This window comes from Cupriavidus basilensis OR16 (assembly GCF_000243095.1).
Lineage (GTDB): Bacteria > Pseudomonadota > Gammaproteobacteria > Burkholderiales > Burkholderiaceae > Cupriavidus > Cupriavidus basilensis_D.
Window position 1 is genome coordinate 39,778 of record NZ_AHJE01000065.1, and the last position, 12,155, is coordinate 51,932.

Below are 12,155 nucleotides of genomic sequence, written 5' to 3' on the forward strand. Positions count from 1 at the left end.
GCGCGCCGCCGCCTTGTCCTGTGCCAGGCAAAGCTGATAGGCGGCCACCTTGTCGGCCCAGCCGGCGCGCGCCTTGGCCTCGTCGGCCTTGAGCTTTTTGCGCCTCCGTGGGCGGCGGCAGCCTGGCCAGGGCGCCCGTGCCGCCAAGGGCCAGGGCGAGCGCCAGCAGAATGCGGTTCATGGATGGGGCTCCTCGTTGGGGATCGGCGATGCGCTCAGACTTTGCCCGGGCTGGCCCGGCCGCCGGCGCGCGCGCCCGGCTCCGGCTCGGCCGCGCGCTGCACGGGGATCTTGCCGGCCTTGATATCGTCGTACCAGAGCTCGTGGTGCTCCTTGGCCCAGGCTTCATCGACCCAGCCGTCGCGCATGGCGCGGTAGGCACCTTCCATGCCGATGGTGCCCATGTAGATATGGCCGCAGGCCATGGCCATCATCAGCACCGCCGCGATGCCATGGATGACGTTGGCGATCTGCATGGTGGCGCGGTAGAAGTCCATGCCGGGCACGATCATGTCGAGCACCCAGCCGGAGGCCGACAGGATCAGGCCGAAGACCACCAACCCGCCCCAGAACCAGGCCTTCTCGCCAGCGTTGAAACGCCCGCTTGGCACGTGCTGGCCGGACACGAGCCCGCCGAGCTTGATGAACCACTGCCAGTCCTCCCGGGCGGGGAAGTTGTCGCGCACGAAGATCACGAAGCCGACGATGATCGACAAGGTGAAGACCGGGCCGACGACGTTGTGAACGTTCTTCAGCAGGTAGGTGAGCCAGCCGAACAAAGTGTGGCCCATCAGCGGCAACAGGAAATACTTGCCGAACAGCATCGCGATGCCCGAGACCGCCAGCGTGACGAATGAGATCGCCATGGTCCAGTGCACCAGGCGCTCCAGCGGCGTGAAGCGCTGGATCATGCGGCCGGTACGCGGCGTCTTGAGCGGGATGGCGCCGCGCCAGAAAAAGAAGGCCAGAATCGCGGCGGGCACGGTGACGATCAGCCAGCCGCCCCAGACCGTGATCACGCCATTGCGGAACAGCCGCCACTTCTGGCCGGTGCGCTGGATCAGCACGCCGGCCTCCTTGGCGGGCAGGCTGCTGTAGTGCGCCTGGTCGGAATTCACCTCGCGCCACACCGGCGCGTTGTTGCCGGGCTGCGACTGCGTGCGCGCCTGCTGGGCCTGCGCCTCGGCGGCGATATCGCGCTTGGGCACATTGAAGATGTTCTCGGACGCGATGCCCGCGAAGGGCTGAACCGGGTGCGTGGCCGGATTGTTCGCGTCGGCAGGAATGGCGTCGGCAGGCACGGCGGCGGCAGGCGTGGCAGGCGCGGCCTGTGGCGCCGATGCCTGGGCCCGCGCGGCACCGGGTGGCGCCAGCAGGGCCAGCGCGCAGGCCACTCCCGCCAGATAGCGGAACCAGCCAGGATTGAGCGTCGGCTTCATATGCCCTCCATTGGCGCGGCCGGGGTTCGCGTCGCCCGGGTCATGGCGTGCGCTTGTATTCGTTCTGGTTCTGGTTGCGCTCGCGGATCTGGTTTTGCCAGCTGGTCTTGTCGCCCGGCGTCCAGCCCTTGACCACGAACGGATCGCCCGGCGCGCCCTCGTAGGCCGGCGCGTCGGATTTCTTGTGCGCCGCGGTGGCAGTCTGCGGGCGTTCGCCGCATGCGGCCAGCGCGGCGCTGCCAGCAGCCAGCAGGATCAGGAGCAGGCGGGTCATGATGGCTGCGCTCCCGATACGGGCGGTGCGGCAGCCGGGGCCGCAGGCGCGCCCTGCGCGGCCCCCTTGTTGCCATAGGCCGTGCCCCAGCCAAAGACATCGCCGCCCTTGCCGCGCTTGATGACCCGGTTGCGCAGGATGTCGGCGATCACGTCGCCGTCGCCGCCCAGCAGCGCCTTGGTCGAGCACATTTCCGCGCACAGCGGCAGCTTGCCTTCGGCCAGCCGGTTGCGCCCGTACTTCTCGAACTCTGCGTCGCTGCCGTTTTTCTCCGGTCCGCCCGCGCAGAAGGTGCACTTGTCCATCTTGCCGCGCACGCCGAAGGTCCCCGCGCTGGGGAACTGGGGTGCGCCGAACGGGCAGGCATAGGAACAGTAGCCGCAGCCGATGCAGACGTCCTTGTCGTGCAGCACCACGCCGTCTTCGGTGCGGTAGAAGCAGTCGACCGGGCAAACCGCCATGCAGGGCGCATCCGAGCAGTGCATGCAGGCGACCGAGATTGACTTCTCGGCGCCGACGATGCCATCGTTGACCGTCACCACGCGGCGGCGGTTGACGCCCCACGGCACCTCGTGCTCGTTCTTGCAGGCGGTGACGCAGCTATTGCACTCGATGCACCGTTCGGCGTCACAGATGAATTTCATGCGTGCCATGGTCGTTCCTTGCCCTTGATCTCAGTCTCAGTCTCTGTCGCAATCAGGCGAACCGTTCGATCTGGCAGATCGTGGTCTTGGTTTCCTGCATCATCGTCACCGCGTCATAGCCGTAGGTGGTGGCCGTGTTGACCGCCTCGCCGCGCACGATCGGCATCGCGCCATCGGGGTAGTAGTCCTTGAGGTCCTTGCCCTGCCACCAGCCCGAGAAGTGGAACGGGATGAAGGCGGTATCCACCCCGACGCGCTCGGTCACCAGGGCGCGCACCTTGATGCGCGCGCCGGTCGGTGTCTTCACCCAGCAGAAGTCGCCGTTGCGGATGCCGCGCTCGGAGGCTGCGCGCGGATTGATCTCGACGAAATTCTCCTGCTGCAGTTCCGCCAGCCACGGGTTGGAACGGGTCTCCTCGCCCCCACCCTCGAATTCGACCAGGCGGCCCGAGGTGAGGATGATCGGGAATTTCTCGTAGACCTTGTTCTCGATATTGCGCTGCTGCACCGATTTGTACAGCGTGGGCAGCCGCCAGAACGCCATCTTGTCGTCGTGCGTCGGGTACTTGGCGACCATATCGGGCCGCGTCGAGTACAGCGGCTCGCGGTGCTGCGGAATCGGGTCGGGGAAGTTCCAAACGACCGCCCGCGCCTTGGCATTGCCAAAGGGATGGCAGCCATGGTTCTTCAGCACCACGCGCTGGATGCCGCCGGACAGATCGGTCTTCCAGTTCTTGCCCTCGGCCTTCTGCTTCTCGGCGTCGGTCAGCTCGTCCCACCAGCCCAGCTTCTTCAGCAGCACGTGGTCGAACTCGGGATAGCCCGTGGTGATATCCGCGCCCTTTGAATACGAACCGTCCTCGGCCAGCAGGTTGACACCATCGCGCTCCACGCCGAAATTGGCGCGGAAGTTGCCGCCGCCATCCATGACATGCTTACTGGTTTCGTACAGGTTGGGCGAGCCCGGGTGCTTGAGCTCCGGCGTGCCATAGCATGGCCACGGCAGGCCAAAGTAGTCGCCGGTCAGGTCGTAGCCGGTCAGCGGATCCTTGCCGCCCTTGCAGCGCAGCGTGCGGACGTCGAACAGGTGCATATTGCGCATATGCGACTTGAGCCGCTCGGGCGATTGCCCGGTATAGCCGATGGTCCAGTTGCTGGCGTTGATCTCGCGCAGGATGGACTCGACCTCGGGCTCCATCCAGGTGCGCCCCGCACGCTTGACCTCGAGCATCTTGTAGTTCTTGGACAGCTCCTTGCCGAAGCCAAGGCGCTCCGCGAAGGCTTGCATGATGGTGTGGTCGGGCATCGATTCGAACAGCGGCTCGATCACCTTCTCGCGCCATTGCAGCGAGCGGTTGGAGGCCGTGCAGGTCCCCGTGGTCTCGAATTGCGTGCAGGCCGGAAGCAGGTAGACCGCGCGGTTCGGGTTGACCTTGTCACCCTCCGCCGGCGGCATGTTGGCCATCGCCGCGGTGGCCGACGGATAGGGGTCGATCACCACCAGCAGGTCGAGCTTGTCGAGGGCCTTCTTCATCTCCAGGCCGCGCGTCTGCGAGTTGGGCGCGTGCCCCCAAAAGAACACGCCCCGGACGTTGTTGTCCTGGTCGATCAGCTCAGGGTTCTCGGTGACGATGTCGATCCAGCGCGACACCGTGGTGCCGGACTTCTCCATCATCGCCTGCGAGGCGTACTGTTTCTTGATCCATTCGTAGTCCACGCCCCACACCGCGGCGAAGTGCTTCCACGCACCGGTAGCCAGGCCGTAGTAGCCCGGCAGCGAGTCGGGGTTGGGGCCCACGTCGGTGGCGCCCTGCACGTTGTCGTGGCCGCGGAAGATGTTGGCGCCGCCGCCCGACACGCCGATATTGCCCAGCGCCAGCTGCACGATGCAGGAGGCGCGCACGATCGCGTTGCCGATGGTGTGCTGGGTCTGGCCCATGCACCACACCAGCGTGCTGGGGCGGTTCTTGGCCATGATCTCGGCGACCATGTAGACCTCGGCCTCGGGCACGCCGCAGACTTCCTCGACCTTGTCGGGCGTCCACTTGGCGAAGACTTCCTCCTTGACGCGGTCCATGCCGTAGACACGGTCGCTCAGGAACTTCTGGTCTTCCCAGCCGTTCTTGAAGATGTGGTACAGCATGCCGAACAGGAAGGCGATGTCGGTGCCCGAGCGTACCCGCACGTAATGGTCGGACTTGGCTGCCGTGCGGGTGTAGCGCGGATCGACCACGATCACCTTGCAGCCGTTTTCCTTGGCATGCAGCAGGTGCAGCATCGAAACCGGGTGCGCCTCGGCCGCGTTGGAGCCGATATACAGCGCCGCACGGGCGTTCTGCATATCGTTGTACGAGTTGGTCATCGCACCGTAGCCCCACGTATTGGCCACGCCCGCCACCGTGGTGGAGTGGCAGATACGCGCCTGGTGGTCGGTGTTGTTGGTGCCGAAGAACGATACCCACTTGCGCAGCAGGTAGGCCCCCTCGTTGCTGTGCTTGGAAGAGCCGACGAAGAACATCGAATCCGGCCCGGTCTGCTGGCGGATCTCCTTCATTTTGGCGGTGACCTCGTCGAGCGCCTGGTCCCAGCTGATGCGTTGGTATTTGCCGGCCACCAGCTTCATCGGGTACTTCAGACGGTACTCGCCGTGGCCGTGTTCGCGCAGCGCGGCACCCTTGGCGCAGTGCGCGCCCATATTGATCGGCGAATCGAAGACGGGCTCCTGGCGGATCCACACGCCGTTCTGCACCACGGCATCGACCGCGCAGCCCACCGAGCAATGGCCGCAGACGGTGCGCCGCACAACGATATCGCTTTTGCCCTCGCCGCCACCGGCCGCGTCCGCAGCATCGGCCCGGCGCAACAGCGTCAGCTGCGAGGCCGCCAGCCCCACGCCTACGCCAATGCCGGAGCGCTTGAGAAAACTGCGCCGGTCCATGGTGGGCATTGCGCCCGCCAGCCCGGCGGCCAGGCGCCCGGAGAGCCGGCCCGTTGCGCGCTCGGCCAGGCCGTCGGCCGTGTGCGAAGGTGCGCCGCCCTGCGCCGCGCGTTTGCGGGTCAAGATCATGTATCACCCCTGGATGGAAACGAGGCCGAGCACGCGCACCAGGCGCGATGCCACTCACACCAGCGTTGTCCGGTAGTACTTGAGAATGTGTTCGGTAACCCGGTAGCCCTCGCTGTCGCTGGGCGTGACATCCGGTGTGGCCGCTGCCGGCGTGGGCAAGGCCGGACCGCGCGCGGTCAGCGCGGCGGCGGCGCCGGCAGCGGCAACGACACCTGCGCCGGCAAGAAAAGTACGTCGTGCAACCCTGGGCTGCTTCTCTCTCATGGGGGGCTCCTCGGCAGACAAACACCGATTACCAATCCAGTTATGTATTCTTTTGCTTATTTTAGATTGAATATGGCGAAAGACCATGCAATGCACGGGTTTTTACCGATGCCGGCGCTTGAAAACGGCCTTGTCTCGACCGTTCTGGAACCAGGCCGGGGACACATTGCGCGCCCGCCTCCGACCCTCTCGCGACCTTCGGCCTTGCCGCCTCAGTGCATGTCGAGCGCAATCGCCTCGACCGCCATGAAAGCCTTCAGCAGACCGGCCACATGCACGTAGAGGCGCGCTTGCGGATGCGCCGCCGCGGCATCGCACATGGTTTCCACCCATGACTGCAGATGCCGCGAGAAAAACTGCTGCTGCTCGGCGAGATTGGCGATGCCGGCGTCCTCGCCCGCCACCAGGAAGCGCATCACCTCGCACAGCGTGGCGATATGGTCCTCGGTCTCGGTCACGTTGTCCTGGCGCACCAGGCCGTAGCGCGCAAGATCATCGCGCAGCGCCACCACCGGCCGCTCATTGAGAAAGCCCGTCTGGTAGTAGGAGCCGTACAGAAAGACCTCCGGCTTGCCCACGCCAATAAACAATTGCTGGTACTCGTCGGCGGCCTGCGCGGCCGTAGTGACCGATGCTGCATCGCACAAACCATTCCAGGCTTCGCCCAGCGGCGTCATGGCGTCTTCGCCGTGGGCGCGGTTGGCGGCGATATGGTGCAGCAGCGCGGCATCCGGCGCGCGATATAACAGGGTGGCCAGCAGGCCATACAGGTCCGCGCGGGCGGTGTCCTCGGCATCGGCGGTGGCTTTGCTTGCAGGGGGGATCAGCTGGATAGGCTGGAAATCTGTCATATCGTGATTGTTCTAGGGGTTTCCGGATAGCGCGGGCCGGGGTCGGGCGTCCCGCCGCGCGCACGCGGCAAGACGGCTTTCGTCCGGCGAGCCAGGCCTACTGTACGGCGGTGCCGCTGGCGGAGCCGGCGTCCTTTTCCATCATATCGACGACGCGGCAATCGCCGCACATCTTCAGGCGCTCGGCGGCCTCGCCGGCAAACGCCGGGTGGCTAGCCAGCCGGGCCAGCATGACATGCACCATCTGGGCCGTGCCAAATGGCTTGCCGCAGCGGATGCAATGGAAGGGCTGGGTCTCGGCAAGCGTCACGGTGCGCCGTGCGTCTTCACCGGTCAGCAGACGCGGCACCAGGGTGATGGCGTCTTCCGGGCAGGTTTTTTCACACAGGCCGCACTGCACGCAATTGCGTTCCAGAAAGCCTAGCACCGGGCGTTCGGGGTTGTCGCGCAGGGCCTGCGAGGGACAAACGCCGACGCAGGCCATGCACAGCGTGCAACGCCCGGTGTCGACCGCCACGGCGCCCAGTGGCGCGCCGGCTGGCAGCGGTACGCTGGCCTGCGGCCGTGGTGCGTTGCGCACCAGGTAGTCCAGCGCAAAGTCCAGCGTTTCGCGCTTGGCGGCGGCGGCGTGGAAAACCGCCGGGGCCTTGGCGCCGGCCGCATCCGATGGCGCACGCTGCGCCAGTTGCGCATCCAGCGTGGCGCCGTCCGGGGCATCGACCAGCGACAGGAATTCACCGTCATAGCCGAGGCCCGCCAGGATGGCCTGCCCCACCGCTATCTGCCCGGCCAGGGCCGTGCGGTATTGCGGGGCCTCATCGCCAGTCAGCATCACGGCAACGTGGCCGGCGCCCCAGCAAATGGCCGACAGCCAAAGCTCGAGCCCGCACGCGGCCGGGTGGAACAGTCCCACCGGGATGACATTGGGCGGGATGCCGCGTGCCTGTCCGGCCCGCGCGGCGCGGCCCAGCGCCAGGATGGGGGCATTGCCGTATTCCTCGCCGTGCAATAGCAGCACCGCATCGCGCCCGCCGGCCGCGCGGTAGGCCGACACCAGGGTGCGCAGGCGCTCGCCGAGATAGTCCGGCTTGGGATAGGCATAGCTGATGGCGCCAGTCGGGCACACCGTGGTGCAGGCGCCGCAGCCCATGCACAGGTTGGGCGTGACCTCGATGCGGCCGCGCCCGTCATGCCATTGGGAGCGGATCGCCTCGGTGGAGCAAATGTCGATGCAGGCCGTGCAGCCGGTGGTCTGGTTGCGGCCGTGCGCGCAGATTTTTTCCTTGTACTGGAAGAACTTCGGCTTCTCGAACTCGCCCTTCATCTGGACCAGGGCCAGCGCCTGCGTGTGCTGGCGCAGCGCATCCGCGCCGGCATACAGGTAGCCTTGCGGCGGCGAGTGCATGGTGAAGAACGGCGCATCGGCCAGGTCGAACACCAGGTCGAAGCGCCCGGTGGCCGTCGCGATCGGGCGATCGAAGTCGATCGCGGCGGCCGCGCCGCCAGCCTTCACGCAGGCGCGGTGGGCGCGGCAGCGGTCCAGGTCGATCTGGTAGCTGAAATCGATCGCGTCCTCGGGGCAGGCGTCGATGCAGGCATTGCAGCGCGTGCACAGGTCCAGGTCGATCGGGTTGCTGCGCCCCGCGCCGGTCTCCCAGCTTGCCTCGAAGGCGCCCAGCCAGCCGCCGAGCTTGACCAGCTTGCCGCTGTGCACCGGGAAGGCCCGCGAGGCAGGCAGGGCCGCCGCTGCCATGGCGGCGCCAGCGCCGCTCAGCAGCACCGACACCTCCATGCCGGCTTCGGCCAGCTTGCCGGCCCAGGGGATGGCGCGCGCGGCGGGCCCGAGCACCAGCACGGCACCGTTCGCGCGATAGTCCACCAGCGGCACCGGTTCCGGCTCGGGCAGCGCGGCGGCAGCCAGCAGCGCGGCGATCTTGGCATTGGCGGTCTTGGGATCGCGCCGCGCCCCCTGCGACCAGCCGCCGGTTTCGCGAATATTGACGAAGCGCACCGGCGCTGTCATGGTGCCGCCAGCCTGGCGCGCCTCGGCCATCTCGGTGAACAGCTGGCGCTCCTGCGTGCAGGCCACGATCACATCGTCCGCGCCGTCGAGCGCGGCGGTGAAATCACCGATCTCGCGGCGGCACAGCAGATGGTGGACCTTGAGCGGTGGGCTGGTACCGCCTGCGGGAGTGGGGCCGTTACCCGACAGGGCCGCCCCGTCAAGCGGCATGGTGTCGTTGCAATTGCAGATCAGCGTCGGCATGGTGAATGCGGCTTGCCGGCCTGGTTGCCCCCGTTTTTAGGGAGTCTTGCGGCCTGCGAATTGTGGGGGAAGCCCATTGTAGGCTGCCGTTTCGGCAGCGGCTACGCGTGTTTGCCTGGGGCGGCATCGTCGGGCTGGTGCGCTGTGCCGGGCAACCTGGGAGCGGCTGCCACGGGCGCGTGAGGCGGCATGTCGGGCGGCACCGCTTGCGGGGACTCCGGCGCCTCGGGCTGGCCCGCGGTGGCCCGCGCAGCCTGCGGCGCCGCCGCTGCGGGCGCATCCACCGCGTGCTGCGCCGCGCGCGTCGCAGCCAGTTCGTCGTCGGTCGGCGCGAACAGGCCCAGGGTCTCCGACTGGCGCATGCGCCGCAGTACGTCGAGCGGGATCGGGTCGGGCTTGCTGTAGTCGTCGATATAGGTGTCGAGCCCGTCCATCACATTGAAATGCGGGTCGGCGAACAAGGTCTTGAGCGCGGCGCGCTTGACGGTTTCGTCTACGCCGCGAGCCACGAAACGCGCAATGCTGTCGCCCGGCTGCAGCAAGGCGGCGTCGGCGAGCGTGGGGAGTGGCTCAGCCGGCGGGGCTGCTTCCGCCTGCCGCTGGGCAACGGGCACTGGCGGTTCAGCCGGCACTGCCGGCACAGATGGTGCCGGCTCGGGCGCCAGCGGCTGCCCTTGGCGCGCCGCGGCCTTGCGGCGGGACCAGCGCGACAGGAAGGAAGCATCGCTCATGCGGAACCAGCCTGCATCAGTAGCGCGCCCGGTCCTCCGGCGCCTTGAACGATTCCGGGCGCCGGCGTTTCTTGGGTTCGGGGCGGTAATGCTGAGCCACGTAGGCTTGCAGCCAGTCGAGCTGCTCGGGCGCCAGCGGCACGTTCTCGACGGTTTCGCCGGCATCGAGCCAGCGGCCGGCCTCGTTGTAGGACAGCGTCACGGTGACCGGCACGGGAAGCGGCTCGCCGTCGTCCGAGGCAGGAACAGCAGCCTGGCCGCCCTCCTCCGCCATGCGCCACAGCACGAACCAGCAGGGCGCGGTAGCAGTGAGGTTGAGGTAATAGCCCTCGGCCTCGTCGCGGAACAGCGTGACGGCGTAGCCCGGGTACAGCCAGCGCGCGCCATGTTCGTCCTTTTCCAGCGCTGCCAGCGGCTCGCCAGCGGCACGCGGCGCATCATCACGGCCATGGTCACGCCGGGCCGGCCGGCGGGCACGGCCTCGGTGGCCAGGATAGCTGCGGCGGGGTCGGCTGGCGTGCCCATGGCGCTCAGGTGTTTTGCACCACGATGCTGGGGAACTTGCTGGTCATGTCGCGGGCGCGGTCGGCCACCTTGATGGCCACCTTGCGCGCCATGGCGCGGTACAGCTCGGCGATCGGGCTGTCCGGGTCGGACACCACGGTGGGGCGGCCGGTATCGGCTTGCTCGCGGATCGAGCGGTTCAGCGGCATGCTGCCCAGCAGGTCCACGCCGTAGTCCTCGCACATCTTCTCGCCACCGCCTTCGCCGAAGATATGCTCGACGTGGCCGCAGTTCGGGCAGCAGTAGACGGCCATGTTCTCGACGAGGCCGAGGATGGGGATGCCCACCTTCTCGAACATCTTCAGGCCCTTCTTGGCGTCCAGCAGGGCGATATCCTGCGGCGTTGTGACGATAACAGCACCCGTTACCGGCACTTTCTGCGACAGCGTCAGCTGGATATCGCCGGTGCCCGGCGGCATATCGACGATCAGGTAATCGAGATCGTGCCAGTTGGTCTGGCGCAGCAACTGCTCCAGCGCCGAGGTCACCATCGGGCCGCGCCACACCATCGGGTTGTCCTGCTCGATCAGGAAGCCGATCGAGTTGGCTTGCAGGCCGTGGCCTTCGAGCGGCTCCATGGTCTGGCCATCGGACGACTCCGGGCGGCCATCGATGCCCAGCATCATGGGCAGGCTGGGGCCGTAAATGTCGGCGTCGAGCATGCCCACGCGGGCACCCTCGGCAGACAGCGCCAGCGCCAGGTTGACGGCGGTGGTCGACTTGCCCACGCCGCCCTTGCCCGACGCCACGGCGATCACGTTCTTGACGCCCGGCAGCAGCTTGACGCCACGCTGCACCGCGTGCGCCACGATCTTCATGCTGACGGCCACGCTGGCATTGGTCACGCCGGGCAACTGGCGCAGCGCATCCACCACCTGCTTGCGGATCGGTTCCAGCTGGCTCTTGCCGGGATAGCCCAGCTCCACTTCCAGCGACACATCGCCGCCTTGGACCCGCACATTGCGAGCCGAACGGGTGGACACCAGATCCCGGCCCGTATTGGGGTCGATCACGGTGCGCAGGACTTCGGTAACCTGGTCGACGGTGAGGCTCAAGACAATCTCCGCTACGGAATATGGGGAAGGCGCGTACTGTATCAAAGTATGAGCGAAGTGCAGCGCAAGGGTGGCGAACGGGCGACAAGCCCATGATCCACACGTGGAATTACACGCACTTACAACTGTCACAGCAACAGGCTTGTGCACCCGGCATCATCTACTTATTGTAGTGCGCGAGGAACGCAAGCCCGGTGATTACGGTCCGGGCTCTTGTATTCGGGTGTCTTCCGCGCTATTTCTAGCAATGTTGCGCGCACCACTTCAAAATCAGCCAAAAAAGCTTCGTCCCGAAGGAGAAAGCATGAAACTCAAGCTCGTCAGCCTTGCCATTGTCGCCACCCTTGCCGCTGGCTGCGCCACGGAACAAGGCACCCAGACCGCGGTCGGCACTGGCGTAGGCGCCGCCGTTGGCGCCGGCCTGGGCAACCTGATCGGCGGCAATACCACCGGCACGCTGGTCGGCGCGGCAGTGGGCGGAGCCCTGGGCGGGGCCACGGGTTACAACTGGAATGCGATCCGCGGCAAGCTGAACAAGGACACCGCGGGCACGGGCACGCAGATCACCGAGCAGCCGGACGGCTCGCTCAAGGTCAATATCCCGAGCCAGGTGACCTTCGATACGGATAGTGCCACCATCAAGCCGTCGTTCCGCTCGGTGCTCGACCAGGTCTCGCAAACCCTTGCCCAGCAACAGGATGTCTCCGCCACTGTGGTGGGCCATACCGATAGCACCGGCAACCCGAACTACAACATGCAACTGTCGCAGCGCCGCGCCCAGAGCGTCGCGACCTACCTGGGTGACAGGGGCGTCGCCCGAACCCGCCTGGCAGCCGAAGGACGGGGCCAGACCCAGCCCGTCGCGGACAACGCCAGCGAGGCCGGACGTGCACAAAATCGCCGGGTCGAAATTTATTTGAAACCAATTCAGAGATGATGCGGTCATAGAAATAGGTACCGCTTGTCACCGTTGCTGGCTCGCGATGGGTGGCTGACCTCC

10 protein-coding genes and 1 pseudogene are annotated in these 12,155 nt (G+C 66.7%); 1 reads left to right on the forward strand and 10 read right to left on the reverse strand.

What is annotated here, in order from left to right; translation table 11 throughout:
• Positions 1-215 precede the first annotated feature (215 nt).
• The 10 genes and pseudogenes from OR16_RS23565 to apbC form a co-directional block, all read right to left on the reverse strand.
• Positions 216-1,439, reverse strand: coding sequence for a formate dehydrogenase subunit gamma (locus tag OR16_RS23565; RefSeq protein ID WP_006160545.1), 1,224 nt, complete (start codon positions 1,437-1,439; stop codon positions 216-218).
• A 40-nt stretch (positions 1,440-1,479) separates the two neighbouring features.
• Positions 1,480-1,713 (reverse strand): hypothetical protein, encoded by a 234-nt coding sequence (locus tag OR16_RS23570; RefSeq protein ID WP_006160546.1) that lies wholly within the window; start codon positions 1,711-1,713, stop codon positions 1,480-1,482.
• On the reverse strand, positions 1,710-2,366 hold the full coding sequence (gene fdh3B / locus OR16_RS23575; protein ID WP_006160547.1) for a formate dehydrogenase FDH3 subunit beta: 657 nt from the start codon (positions 2,364-2,366) through the stop codon (positions 1,710-1,712). Before fdh3B ends, OR16_RS23570 begins: the two co-directional genes overlap by 4 nt.
• 43 nt (positions 2,367-2,409) lie before the next feature.
• Complete coding sequence (locus tag OR16_RS23580) at positions 2,410-5,424, reverse strand: molybdopterin-dependent oxidoreductase (RefSeq protein WP_006160548.1); 3,015 nt, start codon at positions 5,422-5,424, stop codon at positions 2,410-2,412.
• A 54-nt stretch (positions 5,425-5,478) separates the two neighbouring features.
• On the reverse strand, positions 5,479-5,688 hold the full coding sequence (locus OR16_RS23585; RefSeq protein WP_006160549.1) for a hypothetical protein: 210 nt from the start codon (positions 5,686-5,688) through the stop codon (positions 5,479-5,481).
• Positions 5,689-5,900: 212 nt separating this feature from the next.
• Complete coding sequence (locus OR16_RS23590) at positions 5,901-6,539, reverse strand: TorD/DmsD family molecular chaperone (RefSeq protein WP_006160550.1); 639 nt, start codon at positions 6,537-6,539, stop codon at positions 5,901-5,903.
• 97 nt (positions 6,540-6,636) lie between these two features.
• Positions 6,637-8,805 (reverse strand): 4Fe-4S binding protein, encoded by a 2,169-nt coding sequence (locus tag OR16_RS23595; protein WP_006160552.1) that lies wholly within the window; start codon positions 8,803-8,805, stop codon positions 6,637-6,639.
• 101 nt (positions 8,806-8,906) lie between these two features.
• The gene (locus OR16_RS23600; RefSeq protein WP_006160554.1) at positions 8,907-9,536 is read right to left on the reverse strand and encodes a DUF3306 domain-containing protein; all 630 of its coding nucleotides are present in this window, start codon (positions 9,534-9,536) and stop codon (positions 8,907-8,909) included.
• A 16-nt stretch (positions 9,537-9,552) separates the two neighbouring features.
• A pseudogene (locus tag OR16_RS23605) lies at positions 9,553-10,061 on the reverse strand (DUF3305 domain-containing protein).
• Between the two features lie 5 nt (positions 10,062-10,066).
• Positions 10,067-11,155: an iron-sulfur cluster carrier protein ApbC gene (gene apbC / locus OR16_RS23610; protein ID WP_006160556.1), complete on the reverse strand. Its 1,089-nt coding sequence runs from the start codon at positions 11,153-11,155 to the stop codon at positions 10,067-10,069.
• Between the two features lie 304 nt (positions 11,156-11,459).
• Between apbC and OR16_RS23615 the strand changes: the two genes are divergently transcribed.
• Positions 11,460-12,092, forward strand: a complete 633-nt coding sequence (locus tag OR16_RS23615; RefSeq protein WP_006160558.1) for an OmpA family protein — start codon at positions 11,460-11,462, stop codon at positions 12,090-12,092.
• Positions 12,093-12,155: the final 63 nt, after the last annotated feature.